General features: G+C 34.2%; 17 protein-coding genes and 1 tRNA gene. 8 read left to right on the top strand and 10 right to left on the bottom strand.

All coding sequences use genetic code 11. The features are described from left to right. Positions 1 to 116 precede the first annotated feature (116 nt). The gene (gene dnaX / locus PC_RS02330; protein WP_011175028.1) at positions 117 to 1,685 is read left to right on the top strand and encodes a DNA polymerase III subunit gamma/tau; all 1,569 of its coding nucleotides are present in this window, start codon (positions 117 to 119) and stop codon (positions 1,683 to 1,685) included. Between the two features lie 898 nt (positions 1,686 to 2,583). Next, positions 2,584 to 2,880, top strand: coding sequence for a YbaB/EbfC family nucleoid-associated protein (locus PC_RS02325; RefSeq protein WP_011175027.1), 297 nt, complete (start codon positions 2,584 to 2,586; stop codon positions 2,878 to 2,880). A 114-nt stretch (positions 2,881 to 2,994) separates the two neighbouring features. On the opposite strand, the gene ptsP is transcribed toward PC_RS02325, so the two are convergent. From ptsP to PC_RS02305, 4 genes are read right to left on the bottom strand one after another with little or no spacing between them, the layout of a single operon-like run. Next, positions 2,995 to 4,773: a phosphoenolpyruvate--protein phosphotransferase gene (ptsP, locus tag PC_RS02320; RefSeq protein WP_011175026.1), complete on the bottom strand. Its 1,779-nt coding sequence runs from the start codon at positions 4,771 to 4,773 to the stop codon at positions 2,995 to 2,997. 3 nt (positions 4,774 to 4,776) lie between these two features. Then, positions 4,777 to 5,043 carry an HPr family phosphocarrier protein gene (locus PC_RS02315; RefSeq protein ID WP_011175025.1) on the bottom strand — a complete coding sequence of 89 codons (267 nt, stop codon included), beginning with the start codon at positions 5,041 to 5,043 and terminating at the stop codon, positions 4,777 to 4,779. Positions 5,044 to 5,078: 35 nt separating this feature from the next. Next, a complete protein-coding gene (hprK, locus tag PC_RS02310; protein ID WP_011175024.1) occupies positions 5,079 to 6,026 on the bottom strand; it encodes an HPr(Ser) kinase/phosphatase in 948 nt (315 codons plus the stop codon). 8 nt (positions 6,027 to 6,034) lie between these two features. Continuing rightward, a complete protein-coding gene (locus PC_RS02305; protein WP_011175023.1) occupies positions 6,035 to 6,841 on the bottom strand; it encodes an SMI1/KNR4 family protein in 807 nt (268 codons plus the stop codon). 227 nt (positions 6,842 to 7,068) lie between these two features. On the opposite strand from PC_RS02305, the gene PC_RS02300 reads away from it, so the two are divergent. From PC_RS02300 to PC_RS02280, 5 genes are all read left to right on the top strand, one after another. After that, a complete protein-coding gene (locus tag PC_RS02300) occupies positions 7,069 to 8,622 on the top strand; it encodes a ComEC/Rec2 family competence protein (RefSeq protein WP_011175022.1) in 1,554 nt (517 codons plus the stop codon). Between the two features lie 121 nt (positions 8,623 to 8,743). Then, positions 8,744 to 8,817, top strand: a tRNA-His gene (locus PC_RS02295). Between the two features lie 140 nt (positions 8,818 to 8,957). Next, positions 8,958 to 9,731, top strand: a complete 774-nt coding sequence (locus PC_RS02290) for an undecaprenyl-diphosphate phosphatase (RefSeq protein ID WP_011175021.1) — start codon at positions 8,958 to 8,960, stop codon at positions 9,729 to 9,731. Further along, positions 9,665 to 12,292, top strand: a complete 2,628-nt coding sequence (locus PC_RS02285; protein WP_011175020.1) for an FtsK/SpoIIIE family DNA translocase — start codon at positions 9,665 to 9,667, stop codon at positions 12,290 to 12,292. The genes PC_RS02290 and PC_RS02285 overlap by 67 nt, the downstream gene beginning before the upstream one ends. A 392-nt stretch (positions 12,293 to 12,684) precedes the next feature. Next, a complete protein-coding gene (locus PC_RS02280; RefSeq protein ID WP_039356839.1) occupies positions 12,685 to 13,458 on the top strand; it encodes an MBL fold metallo-hydrolase in 774 nt (257 codons plus the stop codon). A gap of 134 nt (positions 13,459 to 13,592) precedes the next feature. Here the strand turns inward: PC_RS02280 and dnaJ are convergent, their stop codons facing one another. The 6 genes from dnaJ to PC_RS02250 form a co-directional block, all read right to left on the bottom strand. Then, the gene (gene dnaJ / locus PC_RS02275) at positions 13,593 to 14,753 is read right to left on the bottom strand and encodes a molecular chaperone DnaJ (protein ID WP_011175018.1); all 1,161 of its coding nucleotides are present in this window, start codon (positions 14,751 to 14,753) and stop codon (positions 13,593 to 13,595) included. A gap of 185 nt (positions 14,754 to 14,938) precedes the next feature. Next, positions 14,939 to 15,118: a 30S ribosomal protein S21 gene (rpsU, locus tag PC_RS02270; protein WP_011175017.1), complete on the bottom strand. Its 180-nt coding sequence runs from the start codon at positions 15,116 to 15,118 to the stop codon at positions 14,939 to 14,941. Positions 15,119 to 15,323: 205 nt separating this feature from the next. Beyond that, positions 15,324 to 16,007 carry a tRNA (adenosine(37)-N6)-threonylcarbamoyltransferase complex dimerization subunit type 1 TsaB gene (gene tsaB, locus PC_RS02265; RefSeq protein WP_039356836.1) on the bottom strand — a complete coding sequence of 228 codons (684 nt, stop codon included), beginning with the start codon at positions 16,005 to 16,007 and terminating at the stop codon, positions 15,324 to 15,326. Then, positions 16,004 to 17,152 (bottom strand): deoxyguanosinetriphosphate triphosphohydrolase family protein, encoded by a 1,149-nt coding sequence (locus PC_RS02260; RefSeq protein ID WP_011175015.1) that lies wholly within the window; start codon positions 17,150 to 17,152, stop codon positions 16,004 to 16,006. Before PC_RS02260 ends, tsaB begins: the two co-directional genes overlap by 4 nt. Positions 17,153 to 17,361: 209 nt before the next feature. Next, positions 17,362 to 19,590 (bottom strand): hypothetical protein, encoded by a 2,229-nt coding sequence (locus PC_RS02255; protein WP_011175014.1) that lies wholly within the window; start codon positions 19,588 to 19,590, stop codon positions 17,362 to 17,364. A 58-nt stretch (positions 19,591 to 19,648) separates the two neighbouring features. Further along, entirely contained in the window at positions 19,649 to 21,787 is a 2,139-nt protein-coding gene (locus PC_RS02250) for a hypothetical protein (protein WP_011175013.1), read from the bottom strand. A gap of 777 nt (positions 21,788 to 22,564) precedes the next feature. Here PC_RS02250 and lon point away from each other — a divergent pair. After that, entirely contained in the window at positions 22,565 to 25,072 is a 2,508-nt protein-coding gene (gene lon / locus PC_RS02245) for an endopeptidase La (protein ID WP_011175012.1), read from the top strand. Positions 25,073 to 25,083: the final 11 nt, after the last annotated feature.

The raw sequence follows: 25,083 nt of genomic DNA, 5'->3' as shown, positions 1-25,083 counted from the left end.
CAACAAGGAATATCGAACTTTAAAATTTATTTTTTACCATGAGCTGCTATTCTATATTTGCATAAATTCAACCAGCACATTAAAATCAATGACATTAACTAAATTTAATGTAGATCATGTCTGAATATCAAGTTATTGCCAGAAAGTTTCGACCACAAACGTTCAAAGAAGTATTTGGACAAGAGGCTGTTGTAACAACTCTTAAAAATGCGATCAAATTTAAAAGACTTGCCCAAGCTTATCTTTTTTGTGGATCTCGAGGGACAGGAAAAACAACATTAGCACGCATTTTTGCAAAAGCGATTAATTGTCAAAATTCTACAGAAGATTTTGAACCTTGTAATCAATGCACTTCTTGCCGGGAAATCACTTCTGGCTCTTCCTTAGATGTGCTAGAAATTGATGGTGCTTCCCATCGAGGAATTGAAGATATTAGACAAATTAATGAAACTGTAGGTTACGCAGCAACCTCTGGTCAATATAAAGTCTATATCATTGATGAAGTACATATGCTAACTAAAGAGGCTTTTAATGCCCTTCTTAAGACGTTGGAAGAACCTCCCCCCAAAGTCAAATTCATCTTTGCAACAACAGAAGCTCACAAGGTCTTACCTACGATTTTATCTCGCTGCCAACGGTTTAACTTAAGTCGTATTCCTCTTTCTCAGATCATGATTAAATTAAAATTGATTGCCGACCAACTTGAAATCGATGTTGAAGAAGAAGCACTGCAATTACTTGCATACAAAGCAGAAGGTGGATTGAGAGATGCCGAATCTTTATTTGATCAAATTGTGGCCTTTTCTGAAGGAAAAATTAATGCAGCAACTGTCCAGTCCATTTTAGGGCTAATGCCTCGAGAAGCTTATTTTGAATTAGATTTAGCGGGTAAGGAAGGCAATTTCGTAAAGGCTTTTGAAATTGCTTATCGTATTTTTGCTGAAGGAAAAGATTTAAATCACTTTATTGAAGGTTTAATTGATCACTTCCGTCATATTTTGTTGATTCAATTAGCAGGCATAACTTCTCCACTCCTAACTATTTCTCCTAAAGAAAAACAATTTTATGAGAGAGCGGCTCATCTTTATACCCAAGAACAATGTTTAGATTTAATCGATTATTTAATTGAATCTGCCCAACAAATTCGTTTCACTCATTCAGGAAAAATTGCATTAGAAGCTATTTTACTTCATGTCATACGTAGTCATTTTCGACTACCGATCGAAGTATTAGTTCAACGTCTAGGAGAGCTGGAGCAAATGTTAGGAGAAGCCTCTCTTGTAAATTCTTCAGTCTTTCCTCCCTTATCGAAATCAACTCCTCAATCTTCGCTTTCTACGGAAGTAAAAAATCCGCCTTTAACACCTCCTGTACCACTGACAAACAACAAACCCTCGCAAAATCTGACGACCTCTCCTATTGAAAAGAATTTGAATTCTTCAACTGCTACCTCGTTACTTTCCCCTTCAACAAATAATTGTTCTTTATTTGATCACTTTGTCAGCGAAGATCCAACACCTACACAGTCCGATTTAGGGCGATCTACTCAAAAACTTCCCAACAAAGATTCCCCTTCTCTAGTCGCTAAATTAAATGGAGATAATCCAACTCCTGTTCACCAATATGACACTCTTTTTCAATTTGCAGCCATTGAGCTAGAAGGAAAATTACAAAGAAAAGCTTAAAATAACATATGATCTATGGAGAGAAAAAACTTTAAGAACTACGCTAGGAACTAAATATTATCTCTTGCTACCTTGTACAAGTTTTATACTGACTTTTGTTTTAACTTGTCTAAAACTTCATTTATTTTATTTTTTATGAATTCTTCTGAGAATTAAAAAAGTAGATCTAATGATTTCAAAAAGGAGTAGCAACAAGTAGTTAATACACGAGCTACTATATCACTAGTGTTTTTTCCAAATTCACTGGCTAATTTTTTGATTTTTTCTAAAGTGTGAGTTCACTCTTTTAAAGTAATTTGCGTTGTTTTCATTGTTCCGGCAAAAAATCAAAATTGGGGGATGATTTTTCATAACAGACATACAGTTGTCGTTTTTATGAAATAATAAAAGGTGAAGAAACTCGGAAAAAATAGAAGTAGAAGGTTTTAAGGTATTAATTTTTTAGAAAGCTTTAAAGTTTTTCTCCTTCAAATTTTAAGCTAATTTTATTTTGAACTGCGGAAAAGGGTCCGGCTGCATTAGTCAGAAGAAATGTGATTAGTAATAGTACTCATTTCCGGAGGAGGTTTGCAAGTTTGCAAACGCGGATCTTACTAGCCTCTAATTAAACTTAACTATATTATAAGATTTAATTAAAAATAATATCAATGAAGTAATTACATTGTTTTAAATACAAAAAAGTAACCATTAATTCCCCAAAAATTTAATTTTTTGATGTTTAGGAAAGTTCCCTTTTTAAAAGAAAATAGCTTAGTATCTCAAAGCTTGAATTTAGAATTTTTATCTGGTAAAAGAGTTGCTTCCCTCACAGCAAAAAACTTTCATTCGAATGTTGAATTAGTAAGATAAATTATCAAAAAAAAGAAAATCTAAACGACATGTATTTAAAGGAGAAAGAATGGGAACTGGTTTTTCTAAAAAAAAGAAAGAAGCTCGACTAATACAACAGCAAATGAGTTTGGTTCAAAATGAATTACAAAATCTTGAAGTGGTAGGTGTCGCAGGAAGTGGTTTAGTGACAATCACCTTGACTGGCGATGGAGAGATGAAACAAGTTAAAATCAAACCTGAATGTGTCGACGTAGAAGATTTAGAAGGATTAGAGATGTTAATTCGTGCAGCTCATGCCGATGCTCATAAACGATTAAAAGAACAAAGCCCTCCCATTCCCGGATTCCCAGGATTCTTGGCTTAAAATTTTTACCTGCAAATATGCTTTAACTTCTAGCCTAATTCCATGCTAGAGGAGAAAACATTTTACAGGTAATGTTTTCTTAATTTCAAAACAAAATTACTTTGTATCCGAAGTTTAAATATATGTTTGAGGAGGATAAGATACATTATAAAATAAATCATGAGGCACACTTTTTTGATATTCCTGGATTAACAAGTTTAAAACTTCTTGTGCAGTGGTCAGATGTAAAGCTAAGTCCGCCAATTGAACAGCATCAACAATATACGTACTACGAATAACATTTTTGATAACAGGTAAATAGCGTGGAGCTACAGATAATTCTTGAACTCCAAGTCCTAGTAATAAAGGAATAAAACGAGGATCAGAGGCGATTTCTCCACATACGGAAACAGGGACATGAGCTTTATTTCCTTCAGAAATAACTAACTTGATCAAGCGTATAATGCTCGGGTCAGTTGGTTCATAAAAATCATTTAACAAGTGATCTTTCCGATCAATTGCTAAGGCATATTGAACTAAATCATTCGTCCCAATCGAAAGAAAATCACATTCTTTAACAAAATGATCCACCACCATAGCTGCCGAGGGAACCTCGATCATGCAACCCATCGGAATATGTTGGTCAAAGTGCAGTTCTTGACAAACTTCTTGCAGAATTTTTTTTGCTTCTCTTAATTCGGCAACTGTCGCAATCATGGGAAACAAAATACGAACCTGCCCATAAATACTTGCTCTGACAATAGCTCTTAATTGACTTTTCAATAACTTCTGTTCCCTTAAAAAATACCGTGTTGCCCTTGAACCAAGAAAAGGATTTTTTTGAGTTGTTGAAGGAACGTGAAAAGTTGCCTTATCTCCCCCTAAATCAAATGTTCGAATGACGACAGGCAAGCCATCCATTTTTTTCACAATTTGCGAATAAATGTTGAATTGTTCTTCTTCGCCTGGGATTTCTTTTTGAGGAAGAAAAATATATTCAGACCGAAAAAGGCCTATCCCTTGGCCACCTAATTGCTTAAGCAAATCAACTTGATGACTATCATCTAAATTTCCATATAACCTAACGGTATATCCATCACAAGTCTCAGCCGGCCAATGTACATCGTTTTCAAATGCAGTAATTTGCGTATGCATTTTTCTCTTCAACGTTTCGTAACGATGAAGAGTCTCATCCGTTGGGTTAAGGATCACTTGACCCGTTCGCCCGTCAACAATAATCGTTTGATTGTCATTTTCTCTAATTAGATGAAGATTAATATTGGAAATAAAAGGAATTCCTTTTGCTTTAGCAACAATCGCAGCATGAGAAGTTGCTCCTCCACTTTCCGTTAAAAATGCTCCCACATGGTAAACTTTAGCTTCCGCAGTATCCGAAGCTGTTAATTCCACTCCACAAACGATTGAATTGTAAGGAACATCTTTTAAAGACAAACTTCCACTTTCGTAAAGATAGCTAAAGACTCTTTGTGAGACATCTTGTAAATCTTTAAACCTTTCTGCAAAAAAGGGATCTTTTAAAGATTCAAAACGAGTTTGAAGCTTAACCAAAGATTGCTGAAAAACAAACTCAGCATTTTGATTAGCCTGTCGAATATTCAATTCCATTTCAGTTGTCAATAAAGGATCTTGTAGAATCTCTAGCTGAGCCTCTAAGATAAGGATAGCTTCTTGTGCTGATTCCGATTCAAGTTGTGTTTGTAATCGCTTGATATCTTGCCTACTTCTAAAAAGGGCGTGACGATAACGTTCAACCTCTTTTTCAGAATCGGAAGAATCAATCTGCTTTTCACAAACAGTAAATTCATCACGATCGAGAAAATATGTTTGACCAATTGCAATGCCACGGCAGATGGGAGAGCCTTTTAAAATAATCTCTTCAGCCTTGAGCTGCATTACTTACTCTCCGAATTGAGACTCAAACGCCTCAATCAGTTTATCCATGGTGTCATTTGCATCTTCCCCTTCCACTGCTATTGTAATTTTAGAATTTTTTCTAGCAGCTAACATGAGAATACTCAAAATACTCTTCGCATTAATTGTTTCTTGTTTGTGTGTAAAATAAACATCACTCTTACAATTTTGCAATAATTTAACAATCGTGGTTGCTGGTCGCGTATGAAGACCCATGCGATTTTTTACTTGTACTTTACAAACGAGTTTCACAATTTTTCCTTGGTTTTTAGAATGTATTTACATCCTTAAGGTAAAATTTTCTTTCTGACTTTAGATGTCGTTAATTCTAATACTTTTGTCGTAAATTCTTGAGCCGAGTTATAACCCATATTCTTCAAGCGATGATTTAAAGCCATGGTTTCTAGTAATAAAACAACATCTCTTCCTGGCTTAACAGGTAAAGTTAAATACGGAAGTTTTACATCTAGAATTTTTGTAAATTTTTCGTCTAAACCAATCCGATCATAAAAATGTTCATCATGCCATGCCTCTAATCGGACAACAATATCAATACTTTTTTGATCTCTTACGCAAACTGCTCCATAAAGATTAGCAACATTAATAATCCCAATTCCTCTAATTTCCATATGATGGCGCGTTAAAGCAACTCCAGAACCTTCTAAATATGTTCCTTCTTTCTTTTTTACTTTCACGATATCATCTGAAATAAGACGATGCCCTCTTTCAATTAATCCAAGAGCAGCCTCGCTTTTACCTACAGAAGAATCCCCTTGAATTAAAACACCCACTCCAAATACCTCAACAAGAGACCCATGACAACTAACACTAGGAGCAAATTCTTCTGTTAAAAGTAGTGTTAATTGGCTCATCAAATTCATGGTAGATAAATTTGTACGAAAAAGAGGAATATTTAATTTTTCACAAATAGCCCTCAGCTCTTTTGGGGGACGATAACGCCTACTCACTATCACTGCCGGAGTATTTTGCTTAACAATTGCTTCTAGACGCTCTATGCGAATTTGAGAATCTAAATCTCGGATATACTCGATCTCTACTTTACCGAAAATAAGAATTCGCTTTTCAGCATAATACTTAAGATATCCGCTTAAGCTCAATCCAGGTCTTTGAGCCTCTGGAACTTTAATGCGTCTATTTATCCCATTTTTACCCGCAGTCAACTCAAGTCCAAGTTTTTTTGCGTGTTCTTCATATAATTTTTTAACTAAATACATGAGCCAAATTAGTCGATTTTTTCAAGATAGAACATTAACCACTCAGTAAACGTTGCAAAAGCCATTGTTTCTACGCAATCATCCAGCTTCGCACAATCTAAAATAGTTTTTGCTGAATTCGAATAATAAACATTACCCATTTCATGATCTGGATACCATTCTCCCCAAAAACATTGAAAAAAAGGCATCCCAAATGATTGGTAAAAGGGTATAATCGAACGAGGATAGACCACAACTCCTTTAGTTGTTGTCATGGGACTCTCTTTTTCTAATAGCTTTTGCAAAACTTCATACGCATTAGCCATTTCAATTGATTTGATGATTCCCGTATCTGTTAACTTGGCAAATCCGTTATGTATTTGCAGAAAAGCCAAGAAATCAGAAGGAAGAATATAGTCTGGAAACACTTTTTGCAAAGCATTAATTTCTTGTTCACTAGCAGGTATGCTACCATGAAAAAATCCCCCGTCATTGATAAGACTGTAAACAAAACTGACTTCAAATGAATCTTCATACTTCTGCTGAGTTAAAAAAATCCCAATATTATCAACCCTACTAAAAAATTTATTTAAAAATTCATTTAAATAAGGATGATAAGGCAGCTTTGTTAACCAAAATTCTTTTGTAAATTCAATTCGATCTTGAACAGGCAATTGTGCCAATTCATACCAGCCTCTAGTCAAATTAGGAGCTATTTCAGATGCCTCTTGCCAATCAATCATAGGATTTTCATTTAACTCAATGACACAATGAAAATGTCCTTGAGGTGATTCTTCTGAGTAACAACTATAATGCTCTTTAACGTGTCGATCCATAATTAAATAATCCTTGATTATCTCTTAGATAAATGAAAATTGTCTATCTATTGCATTTGTCTTAATTAACCGCAGTTTTGAATTTTTTCAAATGATTTCAAATTAAAAGAATCAACATTCCGATGAGTAGTCAAATTGCAGAAGAATTACTTTTATAATAATTATTATCAAGTTTATGATTTTTCCTCAGACTAAAAAATATTTTTAATACATCTAAAAATATGAACATGCTAGATCGGTTACCCTTTTTTTGGCTCAAACATCCTGCTCTTTTCCATTCAATTTCTTTGATATTAGGGGCATATGCATTTTTTCATTCTTTTGCTTTAGTACTCATTCCAAGCTTATTCTTTTGGACCCCATTTTGCATTAATCTTTTTTATCATCCATCCATACGTCCATTATTTGCATTAAATCTCTTGCTGTTTATATTAATTTATTTTTTTCTAGCGGTTTCTTATGAATTTCCCCATCTTCCTGATAAAGGATTAATAGGAAAAGCTCACTTATCAATTGATTCATTAGATAAACAGCGCTCTCCCTTTGGAACACAATGGAATTTTCACTGCACTCTTCTGGATTTTTTCCCCGATTCCTCACCGCATCATTCAATTGCAAAACAAATCAAATGTATTGTTTCTATCCCTCAAAGCGGCTTTCTTCAACGGCCTTTAGCGCAACGAGAATATATTGTGCATGGTAAATTATCTAAACCAGGAAAAGGAGATTATCGACTAAAAATTTCTAAACTAGAACCTTGGCTCGGTTTAAAAGAAAATTGGGGATTTACTGAACACCGCTTTCAATGGAAAAAGAAAACTGCTGAATGGATTCGCAAACAATTTAATAACTCTATCACTGGCTTTTTTTTAGCAGGGCTAGCAACAGGAGAAATGAATGTTTCATGGGTTAAAGAGGAATTTTCGCGCTTCGGTCTTCAACATCTTCTAGCGATTTCAGGATTTCATTTTGCTATGTTGGCTGGTTTACTCAGCTTTTTACTTCGCCTACTTTTCCCTCGAAAAATACAGGCTATTTTACTTTTAGTGTTTTTAGCTATCTACTTTACCTTTCTAGGCTTCAACGCCTCTGTTGTTCGAGCTTGGATTATGAGCTCACTAGTCATTTTGAGCGACATTTTTGAAAAACAATCTACACCTCTTAACAATCTTGGAATCGCTATCATAGGGATTTTGTTCATCGACCCTTCTTTACTAAATACAGTAGGTTTTCAATTAAGTTTTTTCATTACCGCATCCATTTTACTAGGCCATCAGCCTGCTAGTCGATGGCTAGATCGTTGGATTTCTAAAAGACGCTTAAACCAAGTTATTGAAATGGATGGATGGAATCAGCATGGATACTTGATTTTAACTTTATTCAAGCAGGTTCTAGCTCTTACAATTGCCGTTAATTTAGTCGCATTGCCAATGACGCTTTATTTATTTCAACAGTTTCCCGTTATCGGATTATTTTATAATCTCTTTTTCCCTTTTTTAGTTTCTATTTCCTTAGTATTACTATTTTTAGGGGCATTTTTGTCTTTTATTCCCCTTATAGGAAAAGGAATTGTTTTCCTTAATGATATTTATACAGGATTTGTTCTCAAATTAACTTATCAAATGCCTGATTTTATTGATCATTATATCGAGACGGAATTTATAAATCCTTATTTCCTCATAGGTTACTTGAGTTTATTGGTAACACTATTAATCATTAACAATCAATTTTACGAAGAAATTTCAGAAGAAAACTATGAAGCAAAATGGCTTTTTTTTTAAAGTTTATAAACTTTTGGATGTCGTTTCGAAAAATTATTAGCAGGAATAAATTTAGCAAATGTCTTAATTTTTTTTATTGACTAAAATGGAACCTTTAACTAAAAATGTTGTATCTTCAATGGCGGTCGTAGCTCAGTTGGTTAGAGCGTTGGATTGTGGTTCCAAATGTCGCGGGTTCGAATCCCGTCGATCGCCCTCTTTTTATCTTAAAACAACTTCCGAAATTTCACTCTTATAAATTTGTGTGTTTATTTTTTGGGAATGGTATACACTAATTTTATTCACAATTAATTCGTTTATCAAACGAAATGTAAAGCCTTTCTTCTGGATTTTTTATGACAATATGGGAAGCCTTTTTTTTAGGTCTTATTCAAGGCGTGACAGAATTTTTACCAATTAGCTCGTCTGGCCATCTTGAATTAGCACAGTATTTCCTAGGGTTTGAAAAACTTCAAAGCTACGTATTGTTTAATCTTATTTGTCATTTAGGAACTTTAGGATCTATTCTCTACATGTTCTTGCCACAGATAAAACAAAGTTTAATAACAGAGCGCAATCACATCTTTCACATTATCTTAGGAACTCTCCCTTTATTTCCCCTTGTTTTGATTTTAAAACCTATCAAAGCAACATTTGATCAACCTCAATATTTAGGGCTATGCTTTCTTTTTTCTGCTGCTTTGCTTTTTTCTGGTGTTTACTTTCGCTTGCAAATGCAAAAAAAACATTCATTGAGAGATTGTTTAACGATTGGATTATTTCAAGCCGTGGCAGTTTTACCAGGTATTTCTCGTAGTGGAGCTACTATCTCAGCTGCCAGATTGCTTGGCTGGGATAAACAAGACGCAATCCAATTTTCATTTTTATTAGCTATTCCAGCGATTCTAGGCGGAACATTTTTAGAGATTTGGCAATTTCTAAAGTTACCGGCTTCAGAAATTCCTCCAATAGAAATAGGACAATTTCTAACAGGTTTTATCACTTCTTTTATGATTGGTTGTGCCTCATTATGGGCCGTCATACAAATGATGACGCAAGATAAATGGGTTTACTTTGCTTGGTATTGCCTATTCATTGGAATAGCTACAACTCTTTATTTTCAGATGTAAAGGCGAATATCATGGCAAAAAAGACTAAATCATCTAAAAAAAAACAAAAGAATGTTTATACAGAAGAAGCCATTTCTTTAATGACTACTGAAACAAAAGGGTTTCTTTCCCTTTCGTTCGCAGTAATTCTATTACTTAGTTTGATGAGTTATGCCATTGCTCCCGACTCAAAAAATCTATTAGGAGTCATGGGTGATAAATTAGGATGGATTCTACATGCATTCCTTGGTCTATCTAGTTACCTTCTAGTTTTTTATATTGGCTGGATGGGTTGGAGACAATTATTCAGTAAAAATCTTCATTTTGTCTGGTTAAAAAATATTTACGTAGCCATAACGTTAATCTCAACGAGTATGCTCCTGAGTCTAATTGAAAGTGACTACCCAACTTTTGGAGATTTTATTGGTCGCACTTTTTATCCAGGCTTATGGATTAAATCTATGCGATATCACTTAGGAGGAGCTCCTTTCTTTTTTCTTTACCAAGATTTACCTTCTTTCAATTTAAATCATATTTTTAATACAGTTGGCGTTGCTCTTATTTTTTCAAGTACACTTATTGCAAGTCTCCTTTTTTTATTTAAAATTCGCCTCCTTCCTCTTTTTCAAAAGATTTTTGATAGATTTAAAAAAGAATGGGCTAATCGTAATCCAAGTGTAAACAAAGCTGAAGAAACATCAATGTTAGAAAAAAAAGAAAGTAAAGAGGAGAAAAAACCCCTAGAAGAATCTGACAGTGACTTCCTTCGTTTTGTGAAACTTCGCATTCCTACAACGCATTTTCAAGAAGGAAACCCAAAAGCCCCTTCAGATTTATTAGCCATTCAACCAGAACAAAATCTTAAAGTTCGACCATCACTTTCAAGAAAAGAACAAACGGATGACGACTTTCAAGAAGAAATAATTGAAACACAAACTTTGGCTCGCCCAAGAAAAAAAGAATCTCTAGAAAATTATCTTGAAACTGATCATCGTGAAGCTTTTAAACGACCCGAACTTTCCAAGGAGATCAGCGATCCCAAACTTCGTAAACGCGAAGCTGCTTTAGTCGCACAAAGCGTTTATAATGGAGATTTCACAAACTATAATCTCCCATCCCTCACTCTTTTGACAAATCCTAAAAAAATCGATCAATCTTCTTTAAAAAAAGATTTGAAAAGACAAGCAGAAGTTTTAGAAGAAACATTACTTAGCTTTGGAATAGAGGCAAAGGTTGGTCAAATTAATTGTGGCCCAACTATCACTTCTTTTGAAGTCCATCCAGCGATCGGAGTCAAAGTTCAAAAAATAAAAACTCTCGACAACGATATAGCCTTAAACATGGAAGCAAAATCGATTCGAATTATTGCCCCCATTCCAGGCAAAGCAGCTGTTGGAATAGAGGTTCCTAATGCACAACCTCAAGAAGTAGGTTTTAAAGATATGCTATTAGCTTATCAACAAGGAACACAAAAACTTAATATTCCTATTCTACTTGGAAAAGCTGTTAATGGCGATTATGTTATGAGTGATCTTGCAAAAATGCCTCATTGCATTATTGCAGGAGCCACAGGTTCTGGAAAATCGGTTTGTATAAACACAATTGTTATGTCCATTGTTTTAAATGCCAAACCTGATCAAATCAAGTTGATTATGGTCGATCCTAAAAAAGTGGAACTCACTCCTTATACGCGTTTACCTCACATGCTTGCTCCTGTTATCACAGAACCTCAAGGAGCTGCTGCTGCTTTAAATTGGCTCGTGAAAGAAATGGAAAGCCGTTACGAGATTCTCAAAATGGTGGGGGTACGTAATATCGATACTTTTAATAAACGAACAATTAATCAAGAACAAGAAGCTAATTTAGGAAGGGAAATCCCTACGCATATGCCATTTATTGTAGGGATTATTGACGAACTAGCCGATTTAATGATGGTTGCTAGCAATGATATTGAAACACCGATTGCCCGTATTGCTCAAATGGCCCGTGCCGTAGGTATTCATTTAATTTTAGCCACTCAACGGCCTTCTCGAGAAGTTATTACAGGTTTAATTAAAGCTAACTTTCCAACCCGAATTTCCTTTAAAGTCGCTAGCCGCGTTAATAGTCAAATTGTTCTTGATGAAACAGGTGCTGAAACTTTATTGGGCAATGGCGACATGCTTTTCCTTCCTCCAGGTTCGTCTCATTTAACACGTGCACAAGGAGCCTTTGTCAGAGATGAAGACATTTTAGCTGTTGTTCAACATATTTGTGATCAAGCTCCTCCTAACTATGTTATTCAATCATTTGATCAATACCATGCAAGTTTGGATGGCCTAGTTAATGGCTTAGAACAAGGTCTTGAACTAGATAGTTTATATGAGCAAGCTAAAGATATTATTTTGAGTACAGGAAATGCCTCTACCACCTTTCTTCAAAGAAAACTAAAAATTGGATATGCACGAGCAGCGAGTTTAATGGACCAGCTAGAAATGCAAGGCATTGTTGGACCTGCGGAAGGTAGCCGTCCACGTAAAATTTATGCTGCGAAGTCGGTATCCGAAGAAGATGACTTAGTAGATGCAGAATTAATGGAATGATCAATTTTATTTGTGCTCTTCAGATTTTATTAAGTCCAATGTGGTAAGGATGGAATAACTTGAATGGACTATTCAGTTTTGCCTCTAAAATGTTTTCATTCAAATTGGATTAAATCATGGCTTGCATTTAAATTCTGAATAAATTTTTTTTATTCTGCGATAACTTAATCAAAAAAAACCTACTAACCCTTAAGTGATTTCTAACTAAAAAATTAAAACTCAGACTTAAGTAAACAGCCAAAAATTAAATTCTGAGAAAACTTGAGATTCTCATCTTTAATTAAGCATGAATAATGCATTGAAGTAAATTTCGCAAGAAAACTAATCTTTAAATATGTTATAAATCCGCCTTTCTGATAAATGACTGTTTAAATGATTAAAACTAGGTGATTATGAAGGGATTTTGCCCACTCGCATCAGGGTCCAAAGGAAACTGTATCTATCTCGGCACCTCTCAAACTAAAGTTCTTATTGATGCGGGTATAAGTGCCAAAGCCATTCAAAACCGCCTTGCAGAAATCAATGTTGATATTTCTGATATCGATGCAATTTTAATTACTCATGAACACTCTGATCATATCCAAGGATTAAAAGTACTCGCTTATAAATTAGGAATCCCTGTTTTAGCCAATCATGAAACAGCCAAAGGTATTGTTGAAGCATTTCGCAATTGTCCAAAATTTAAGATTTTCTCTACTGGAGAAACTTTTGAATTTAAAGACATTGAAGTTCATCCTTTTACGATTCAGCATGATACAATTGATCCGGTAGCATTTACAATTCGTTTGAATGATCTAAAACTTGGATTTTGTACTGATCTTGGTTTTGCAACCTCTCTTGTTCAAGCTAAACTTCAAGGATGTGATTACTTATATCTTGAATCTAACCATCAACCTTCTATGGTACATGCCTCCCCTCGACCAATGGTTTATAAACAACGTGTCCTTAGTCGTAGTGGACATTTGTCTAATGAGGCTTGCGGCACTTTACTCTCTCAGATTTATCATCCAAAACTTAGACATGTTCATTTAGCTCATCTATCAAATGAATGTAATAGTCCTGAAACGGCTTTAGGTGTGGTAAAAGGAGTTTTGCAAAATCATGGGATTGATATAGAAATGTGCGTAGCATCACAAGAAAAAATCAGTAAGCCGATTTTTTTCTAACTATACTAGTCGTTAATCAATAACTTTTTTGGAAAACGCATGATTTTTGAAATCTATTGATTTATCTATATGCTGGTTATCTAGGTGCTAAATTCAGCATCGATAGTCGAACCATCGATGCTGAATCAAAACAATCAGTTCGGTGAAAAAAATTCTTTAATTTTATCTAGAAAGCCTTTTCTTTTAGGAAGATTGTTGGGTCCTTCAAGTTCACTGAATTCTTGTAAAAGCTCTTTTTGACGCTCGCTTAAACGGGTGGGTGTTTCGACAAATATACGTACTAGTAAATCTCCTTTTCCATGTCCGTGTACATTGGGAAATCCTTCACCCTTTACTCGGAAAATCTTTCCATTTTGCGTTCCTTCCGGAATGGTAATACGGCACGCTCGATTGGTCAAAGACGGCACTTCTTTTTTACAACCAAGGGCAGCTTCAGCAAAACTAATGGGTAAATCTAATAAAATATCGTTCCCTTCTCGCTCGAAAATCTCATGTGGTTCTACATTGATGAACACATATAAGTCTCCTGCAGGACCACCATGTTGTCCTACATCACCATACCCGCTCATTTTTAAACGCATTCCGCTATCTACACCAGCCGGAATATGAACTTTAATGTGTTGTTTTTCTTTAACAGCACCTTGTCCTTTGCAATTTTTACAAGGGTCGGTAATAACTTTTCCTTCTCCATGACATTTTGGACAAGCCATTGTCATGCTAAAGAAACCTCTTTGTTCAAAAACTTGACCTCTGCCTTTACATTCACTACAGGTTTTAATTCCTTGTGATGAGGAGGAGCCTTTACCATTGCAAACATTACAATTTGCGTAGTTAGAAATCACAAGCTCTTTATCGACACCCTTGACCGCTTCTTCAAAGGAGACGTTAATGTTAACGCGTTTGCTAGCTCCTTGACGAGCCCCTCTACCTCCTTCTCGACCTCCAAATTCAGCTCCATTTCCACCGCCAAAAAAGTCGAAAATACTTTCTCCGCCTCCACCCATTCCAAACGCACCCATAAAGGTTCGCAGAGCTTCGTCCATGGATGAAAAACCTTGTCCACCACCAGCAGCTCCTTGCAAAGCTTCTTTGCCGTAACGATCGTAAACTTGTCGTTTTTTTTCGTCGCTTAAAACTTCGTAAGCTTCCGATATTTCTTTAAATCGTTTTTCAGCATCTGCATCACCGGGATTTTTGTCAGGATGATACTGAACAGCCTTTTTTCGGTATGCTTTTTTGATTTCTTCGGGAGTCGCACCACGTGCAACTTCTAGAATTTCGTAATAGTCAGCCATAAGATCTACTACTTTATTTTGAAGGATTAATTTTTGAATTTTCGCAATAAAATATTACGAAAAATTTTCTAAAAAAGTTTAAATACCTTAAATAACTAAATATTAATATTTAAGGTAAAATTGATACCCTTATAGAATAATTATTTATACATCATAAGGGCGTAAGCTTTGTAAGCGTAAGGCTCTTAACGTTGTTTCTTATATTTTAAAGCAGCTTTAGATTTAGCACGTTTTTTGATAGAAGGTTTAGAATAAAAACGATGTGCTTTTACAGACTTCATAACTCCTTCTTTATCGAGACGTTTCTTCAAGGCACGGAGAGCTTTATCTATTGAGTCGCCTATACGGACTTTTACAAGTGACATTGAGTTGTTTCCTAATTTCTAAGTGTTAAATTTGCTGGAATGAGCCTTTTTTCAAAGATTTGCCAGACAATACTTATCTTTTTCTTACACAGATAGCGATTATGCTACCTCAAATAGAGGATATTAATCAATAGACTTCTTGCAAAAAACAGGGGATAAATTTGAATATTCAAATAATAATTTGACGTTAAAAAGAAGAGCTTAGTTAAGATGATGATTTATTTTTTTCTCGTTCAGCTTCCGTTTCTTTTAAATATAAAAGCTCTAAATGCCCCTTATTTCTCCAAGCTTCGTTTCGATAAGCCAGATTCATTCTATGAGCTAAAGCATCTAAGGAGGGGGCTTTTTCCTCCCAGGTCCACATTAGGTCTGGATATTGCTTCTCTAATTTTAATTTCAATGATGGAAAGAAAGGAGTCACTAAAATTTTGACATCCTTTAAAAAAGTTCCCAACTCGGCAAGAGAGTAAATCGAGGGTTCACATAAATAATCAATCCCCTGATCAGTTAATATGCCTTTGCGTACATAAGCACCTCCAATTCGCGCATCAATGATAGCTGCAAAAGGAACATTCTTTTTAGATGGAACAAAACCATCTAGACTTGACACGCCGACAAGAGGTATTTTCCAACTATAAGACAAAGCTTGAGCCACAGCCATACCTACACGAATTCCCGTATAAGAGCCAGGCCCAGTCCCTATGCCAATAAAAGTTAAATCTTCAGAACGTAAGGAATTCTGTTGAATAAACTCAGCCAATCGAGGCATCAAAAAACGAGACTGAGTCATCCCAAAAGGTAGTTCTTCACAGAAAAGAATTTTTTCATCTTGTGAAAGGCCAAAAACCCCTCTTTCCGTACTTGTTTCAATCAATAAAAAACGACTCATTTGTCAAACTCGATTTTACTAGGAACAATAATTTTTTCTAAGGTACGAACAAAAAAGTTATCTGTCATTCCTGATATATAATCTACGATCATTTGAACAGAGTTGGTTTGGGATAAATAATTTTCAGTCCGTTTTTTTAAGTAGTGTTTCCACACATAACTTTCTTCTCGATTTGCTTCCAAATTTTGAAGAAGCCATTCAAACAAAATTCGATAACTAAACTTAATTTTTGAAGATTCTACCTTTAATTGGGGGTGTACGTAAATATATTGAAAATTAAATTGGCGTAGTATTTTTAAAGCTTCGAAAGCTTCTTTTGAAATAGTAATATATTCTTTATGATAACTATTTTGAATGACGTCTGCTGCTAAAAAGCTTAAGATATCTTTATTAGTAATTCCCAAACAGGTAGCAGGGATATCTTTTCTTTTTAAAATGCCTAAATTGATGGCATCTTCAATGTCACGACCGACATAACTCATCGTATCGCAAAGCTTGACTAAACATCCCTCTAAAGTACCTGGCATGATATTCAAATCAAGGTTTATTTTTTTCTGCTCTCTCTCGTCTAAATGATCTTGCCAAGTTTTACCAAATTTAGGTTGTAAAAAAGCTCCAGCCATTGCTCCATCATGGCCCAAAAAACCGTCATAAACTGCCAACCCTAAATTAAGAGGTTCTAATTCGGTGAATAAACGACAAGACTGTAAAGCATGACAAAAGGGGCCATTTCCATACTCTATAGATAAAGTAGAAAGGTAGTCTTCACCTTCATGTCCAAAAGGCGGATGTCCCACATCATGCCCAAGTGCTATAGCTTCTACTAAATCTAAGTTTAATCCTAATATTTCTGCAATTCCTCTGGCAAAATTACTGACAAGTTGCACATGCAAGCTGCGATGTGTAATGTGATCATTGTTAACTAAATACACAACTTGTGTTTTATCAACATACCGGGAGTAGGCTTTTGAATGAATAATACGATCAACATCTCTTTTATAAGGCATACGATGATCATCTTCGGGGCCTCCTTGCCGACAGTGGTCTTTAGAAAATGCAGCGTGAATAAATAGCTGCTCTCCTTCTTTCTGTTCAGCTAGTCGACGATAATGTGCAAGGGCTTTTGCAGCCTGTGTATTGGACATTTTTTCTCCATTGCCAATGAGTCAACTGTGTTATGAATTTATTGGGTGAATATCTTTGGTTTCATTCCAAATTACTTATTTTAAGGATAGATAATTAAAATTAGTAAGAAAAGGACTAAAAATTGGAAAATTTTCATCTAACAATCAATTTAAATACTTGTTAAGGCATTCAAATTTCATTCTAATCAAAAAAAATTGCTTTTAAACAACTAATATTTAATATTTTTGATTTGTTGCAAAATAAATGTTTCTAAATATTCTTTTAAAGTAGCGGTTTCCTTCAAAAATGCTTGGATTAAAAGTGTTTGACAATCAGGGCTTGCTAATGCTGAATCAATAGCTTGAGTTTGAGTTTGTAAAAATTCATTAATTGCATGCTCATCATTCAAATCAGGCAAATTCACAGTTTTTCCCAAATAATATTTAAATGTTTCGGACTGAAAAATTTCTTGGAACTTTTCACTTCCTAAAAAAACCGAAAAAACAGTTTCTTTTAAATATTTTTGAAATTCTTTAGATTTCATCAATTCTGGTAAAACGTGCTCCATTTGAAAATTTTTAAATTGTTCCTTTTGAAATAAACTTGGAAGTGAAGATTTTTTCGTTTTCTCTAATATATCATTTTCAAAATTTACATTCGGAAATACTTTTGCAAATAATGTTTTTATTTGGTCTTTGTGATCAAGCATAAACAAAATTGTTTCTAAAAGTCGATTCAGTTGCTTTTCGCCAACGGCTCTTTTACAAATCATCATAGCACGCAAATGGATAGACATTTCAAAATGAGCTATCATTTCAGGATTATCTTCCAATCCCTTCACTATCAACTCATGCGCAAACATTTCTTCAAAGCTAATGGATCTATCGGTTGAATTTGTAGAACTCATATTTAGAAATTTAGGTTCAATAAAAATTAATAATTGCATGGTTAGATAGTTATAAAAAAGGCGAATAAAAATCCGTTTTTCTTTTGGAGAAAGAACTTTTTGTTTATTGAATAAAATGTCATGAATTTGATCCGTTAATATCAAGCACCAATGTTTTAGATTAAATCTATATTTTTGACCTTCTTTTATAAGAACCATTTTTTCTGGTACGGAGTTCCCACTTTTTTGCTTATCCTCTATAAAGATTTGCCTCAATAATTCTTTTTTAAAATGCTCTGTATCATGATAAATTGAATACCCTAATCGAAGCATTTCTTCATTTTGTATTAATGCTAGATGACATTCTTCAATAAAAAAATCACGTTCTTGTGCATCCGAAAAATGGTCACAATTGCTAAATTTTTTTGCATGAATCACATCAAAAGTAATTACCATCCATTTTTTTATCTCCTCTGTAGGCAGTATATAATTCTCAAATTGACGAAAATTAGGATTAAAAATTTGATCAAATATAGCCTTTTTGACCAGCTGACTATTTAATGTGTCTATCTGATGTCCTATTTGCTCATAAAAAGGGTGATCATGGGTTAGAGTAATTAAAAATAAAGTATTTGCAAATTCTTCTGCTAATGTTTCAATAGCTTGACAACGATAAGAGTCATCTCCTGCTATCAATCCTACGCTTGGACATTTGTCTTGACAGTTAATATAAAGTATCGTTTTTTGCTTTTCTCGACACAGAGTTAGAAAAGCACGCATTTCTGAATTTATTGAGACAGGGCCACCTGTTTCGATAGTCGGGGAAGGCATCATCAGATTTTTAACACAAAACTTGTTTGCCGGTTGATAAACACAAATCTTTCTTTTTAAAGAAACAAAATTTCCTTGTATGTGGGGATCAAATAAACCATAAAATAGTTTCCCAGAAGATTGATATTGACCTTGATAACGACCAAACGAGGTTGCCGTCAATACAGAATTTTTTTCCAATTCTAGCATTCGCTGACGAATAATTTCTAATCCAAAGATTAGCTTATAACGGCTATCATTAGGAACTATTGTAAAAATATTAGGTTGTTCAAGAGTTGCTTTTTTCCCAAATTCCATTAAATTATTAAAAATTTCAGTGCCGCAATTATTGAAGCGAATTTGGGAATAAAATTTATAGCCTAAAGTTAAAACATTCCTAGCAATGAGTTCATGTCGATTTTTTTCAAAATAATCGAGGGCTTTTCTAAGAAGAGAAATAATTTTTTTATATGACTGCCTTTTTTGATCTAAATAAATTTCATTAAATCTGGAAGTTTCTTGAGAAAACGTTTGAGAAAATAAGTGTTGAATGATAGGAAACAAGGTATTTTTTACGTTTTCATTGGAGATGTGTTTAACTACATATTCAATTAATCCGTCTGTTTTTAGTAAAAGTTTTCCAAGAATCTCTATCTGTTGTTTAATTAACTCTTCATAACGAACAACTTTCCATTCTAGCTCTTTGCAACCTTCCAAATAAGCAGACTCTGTTTTTGAAAATATAAAACTCAAACCTAGCATATGTTATCCTGAATGTTAATTATTACAAAAATTATCCTTCCTCTTACTCAACTAACTTTTACTCTATAGCTGATTCAAGTATGTCTCGTTTGATTAACTCTTTAAATAACTCTTTGACAAAGATTGGATAACGCTGTAGCTTATTTAGAAGTGTATACGTAGATTTTTTTGGGTTATTTAAGAATTTTTTATCTAAGATAAAATCTTTTAAAACCTTTGGAAATCTCCTGTCAGAACCTAATTCTTCAGTTGACTCCTTTGCAAATTCTATGAGAAATTTTAAGAATTTTTCCTCTTCTAATAAATCTGGCAAAATAATTTCAATCAATGTGGTTAAAAAATAGTGATCTTCAAAAACATTTTTTAAGTCAGTTTCTGGCTTAGATAAAAGTAAATCATAGTTGATGGATACGTCTGGAAAAACAGCTTTAAAAAGTTTTTTAACTTGTGATTTATGATCATGCAGAAATTGAAGAAACTCAATTAGCTCCAATAACCTCTCACGTTTGATAACTCTTTTACGTACAATAAGGGATCGAACCAAAAGAAGCATTTCAAAAAATTCAATTATTTGTGGGTCATTTTCTTGATCTTTTAGAATAATCATTTCAGCAATTGATGCGCCTATGCGCGCGACACCTCGATCAATTCTACCTTTACAAACACCAGCCATCGCCTTTGGCTGTAAACGAATTAAACAATAATTTGTCAAATAATTATAGAAGAAACTAAGAAATATACGCCTTTCACTGGGGCTTAAATCATCTCTATTATGAAAAATAATTGAATGAATATGATCTGCCAATTCAATCCCAAAATTTCTTAAATCTGTTGCCTCTACTAATTTTTGAGGAATCCAATATCCTGTTTCTTCAGGATTTCCATCAAATATTTCGGTGATCAAATGTTTTTTAAAAAAAGACCCAGGTTGGTAGATAGAGTACCCCAAAGCAAGACCAAAACAAGTTTTTGCATTAATAATTAACGTATGATGAAACTTTTCAATAAATAACTTCAAAGTGTCTTCTGTAAAAATTTTGCATTTATCAAATTGCGTGGCATGAACAAGATTTAAAGTGGCTTTCACCCACTCTGATAACCCATGATCCAATGGTAAATAATACTTAAATACTTCAGAACCTGTTGTACATAAATCTGCCCAAATTTTACTTTTTACTGAGCTTGCAGTTAAATCTTCAATATCATGGCCAATTTGCTCATAAAAAGGGCTATTGTGAGATAATGTGAGAACATAAAATTCTTTAAACTGATCGCCTAAATCATGAATAGCAAGGCATCGAGGCTTTTCATCTGCAGCTAATCGACTAATTTGATTGCGACAATTTTGGTAATTCAGATACAAAAGCCCACACTCAACTTCTTTTTGCCGATAATAGGAAAGTAAACCCCTCATTTCAGGATTAATGGTCGCTACACCCGATCCATTTTCGATCGTCGGAGAACCTAATGCTAAATTTTTAGTACAAAAAGTTTGACCTTGAATATTAATTGTTAAATTCATGAGGAGATGCATAGGATTAGATTGCATATTGGGATCAAAATCATAAAGGCTAATCCCATTCATGTAACCAATCAAACTATTTGTTGTGCGAGTAAGAACACTCGTTGTCTGTTCAGAGTCGTCAACTGAGGCAATTCTTTGATATTGAACCTCCAATCCTCTTACCATCCGATGTTTGTCAAATCCTTTTACATATGGAAGGGGGTATTTTACCTTTTCTTTGCTAAGCTTCGCAGTACCTAATTGAATAAATGTCCTAAAAATAATTTGGGTACAATAGTTAAAATGTGTTTCTGTATAAAGAATATGACAAAATGCAAACACATGTTCAGCTACAGCTTCATTGCGATTCAATTCGGACCATTCAACAGCTGTTCTTAGAATTTTTAAAAATTTTTTGTAGTGTTCTCGTTGAAAATTTAAATATTCAGAACTAGATCGATCAGGTTTTTTTAGTCTATTAACAAACAAGTGTTTGATAATAGGGATTATTGTATTTTGTAAATTGATATTATTAAAATCATGAACAATCCAATTAAGTAAAGATTCTTGAGATATTAAATAATTTTTAAAATTTTCCAAGATTTGTTCTAGTAACGCATCATAACGTTTTACTTTCCAAATTATTTGAGGCATTTTTGTAGAAACTGTTTGCGAATGACCAAGAGGTTCCATTTTTTCTATCCTTAATTAAATCGAAAAAACATTAAGAAATATTTGTCCAATTATTTTTTATAAAATTAGCTATTTTAGAAAAAAATTTGGTTTTTTATAAGCTCGTCTAACAAAAGTTTTTGACAAACTGGACTATTTAAAACTAATTGGGCAGCTACTATGGTTAAAAACTTAAGCAGCAGCTTTAACTTTAATATCAGCCAAAATCGCTTTCTTCCTAAAAAGCTTTAAATTCTGATCTAAAAAATTTGGATGAAAACTTTTTTTATTTAAAAATTTAATGTCACGTTATTATAGAAAATAATCTGATGAATTGGATCAAACAATAGTTCACCCTATGCTTTTAATAGGCTTATTCTATGTATTCCCATAGCAATTTCTTCTATCTCAAATTTATGTTATCAACTCTACTAGGCCTTTTTGAAAAGAATTGCATGGTTTAGATCTCCATAAACAATTTTCAAATTATAAACAAATCTTTTTTATCAGGCGCTCAATGTGAACAACTTGGCAATCAAACAGCTATAAAATCCAACCCATTTTACAAGAAAATCTGTGAAGTTATCTCCTAAGATTGAATAATTAGTCTTAAATCTGTAAACTGACTAAGTTGGAAAATTACATCGTTAATGCAAAATCATGACAAATCGCTGTTTTAGTTACTTAAACAGAGATTTCTAGATATTCAACACTTATCTTTATAGGGAAAAATACACTCCCAAAAATAAACTAAATGTTTAGAAAGAAATCCATTAACTTTCTTTATTAGGATGCTAAATGCTGGAAGAACCAATTGACGCACTAGAAACAGAATTTGAAAATGCTTTGAATTCCCTGGAAGATAATCAGCTTAGTAAAATAAATGGACAGCTTCCAGAACAAGTTCATGTTTTTCCTCTTTTACGTCGTCCTTTCTTTCCAGGAATGGCAGCTCCTTTAGTCATTGAGCCAGGTCCTTTTTACGAGGTATTAAAGGTTGTTGCTAAATCTGATCACAAATGTGTGGGTTTAGTACTAACGCGTTCCGAACAAGCAGAAATTTATAAGGTGGGATTCTCCGATCTTTATCAAATTGGTGTATTGGCTAGAGTTTTGAGAATTATTCCCATGGAACAAGGGGGTGCGCAAGTTATCCTGAACATGGAACGACGAATTAAAATTGAAAAACCCACCTCAGAAACAAAAACTCTTAAAGCCAATGTTAGCTATATAGAAGACGATCCTATTCTGACCACCGAATTAAAAGCTTATGCTATTAGTATTCTTTCAACTATTAAAGAACTTTTAAAACTCAACCCTCTCTTTAAAGAAGAGCTTCAAATCTTCTTAGGACACTCTGACTTTACAGAACCTGGTAAATTGGCTGACTTCGCAGTTGCTTTGACAACTGCTTCTAGAGAAGAGTTGCAAGATGTTTTAGAAACATTTGATATTCGAAAACGTATCGATAAAGCCTTGATTTTACTTAAAAAAGAGCTCGATATTAGTATCTTACAACACAATATCAATCAAAAAATTGAAGCAACGATTAATAAAAGCCAAAAAGATTTTTTCTTAAGAGAACAGCTTAAAACAATTAAAAAAGAATTGGGAATTGAGCGAGATGATAAATCGCTTGATCGAGAAAAATTCGAGGCAAGATTAAAAGAAAGAGTTGTCCCTTCTGATGTTATGAAAGTGATTACAGAAGAACTTGAGAAATTAAGCGTTTTAGACATGCAATCAGCTGAATATAGCGTAGTAAGAGGATATTTAGATTGGCTAACAACAATACCTTGGGGTATTTATAGTCAAGAAAACCACAATTTAGAAGAAGCTGAAAAAATTTTAGCTCATGATCATTATGGCTTAGAAGATATCAAGCAAAGGATTTTAGAGTTTATTGGTGTGGGTAAATTAGCTAAAGGTGTTCGAGGTAGTATTATTTGTTTAGTTGGCCCTCCAGGTGTAGGTAAAACCAGCATTGGAAAAAGTATAGCCAGAGCTCTTAATAGGAAATTTTATCGTTTTTCTGTTGGAGGAATGCGAGATGAGGCGGAAATCAAAGGGCATCGTCGTACTTATGTAGGCGCTATGCCTGGAAAAATGATTCAAGCCTTAAAATATTGTCAAACAATGAATCCTGTTATCATGCTTGATGAAGTGGATAAAATGGGAAAAAGTTTTCAGGGAGACCCAGCATCTGCCCTTTTAGAAGTTTTAGATCCGGAACAAAATGCTGAGTTTTTAGATCATTACCTTGATGTACGCTGCAATCTATCCGAGGTGTTATTTATCGTAACTGCAAACGTTTTAGATACCATTCCCGAACCCTTAAAAGATCGAATGGATATTCTTCGCTTATCTGGTTACATCATGCAAGAAAAATTAGAAATAGCGAAAAAGTACCTCATTCCTCGCAATCGAAAAGAAATGGGATTAAAAGCATTAGAAGTTTCCTTCACTCAAGAAGCGCTTCGATCTATTATCAATGGCTATGCTAGAGAATCTGGGGTACGTAATCTCGAAAATCTGCTCAAAAAAATATTGCGAAAACTTGCTGTCAACATTGTTAGAGAACAAGAAGAACACGATAAAGAGCAGGCTAAAAAGAAAAAATCTTCCAGAAGCAAAAAACCTATCGCATTTGTTCCTACTAAACATTCAATTACTCCCTCAAATTTAAAAGATTTTTTAGGTAAACCAGTCTTCACCAGCGACCGCTTTTATGAAAGAACGCCTGTCGGAGTTTGCATGGGATTAGCCTGGACGGCAATGGGAGGAGCTACACTTTATATTGAATCCATCAAAGTTGCCGGCGAAAAAACAGTTATGAAATTAACAGGTCAAGCAGGTGATGTGATGAAGGAGTCGGCTGAGATAGCTTGGAGCTATGTCCATTCTTCAATTCACAAATACGCTCCTGGATATACATTTTTTGAAAAATCGCAAGTTCATATTCATATCCCTGAAGGAGCTACACCAAAAGATGGGCCTTCAGCTGGAATAACTATGGTGACTTCTTTACTTTCTTTAATTTTAGATACCCCTGTCTTAGATAATTTAGGGATGACGGGAGAACTTACTTTAACAGGCCGCGTTCTTCCAATTGGTGGAGTGAAAGAAAAACTTGTTGCCGCTAGACGTTCGGGACTAAAAGTTTTAATCTTTCCAAAAGATAATCTTAGAGATTATGAAGAACTCCCAGAATATATTCGAAAAGGAATTACCGTGCATTTTGTTGACCATTATGATCAAGTCTTTAAAATTTCTTTTCCTAATAAACACCAAATGAAGCTTTGTTAAGTGAAGGGTAA

It is taken from the genome of Candidatus Protochlamydia amoebophila UWE25, from assembly GCF_000011565.2.
GTDB lineage: Bacteria > Chlamydiota > Chlamydiia > Chlamydiales > Parachlamydiaceae > Protochlamydia > Protochlamydia amoebophila.
Note: the sequence above shows the minus strand (reverse complement) of the source record. Positions and strands in the feature narration are given on the sequence as shown.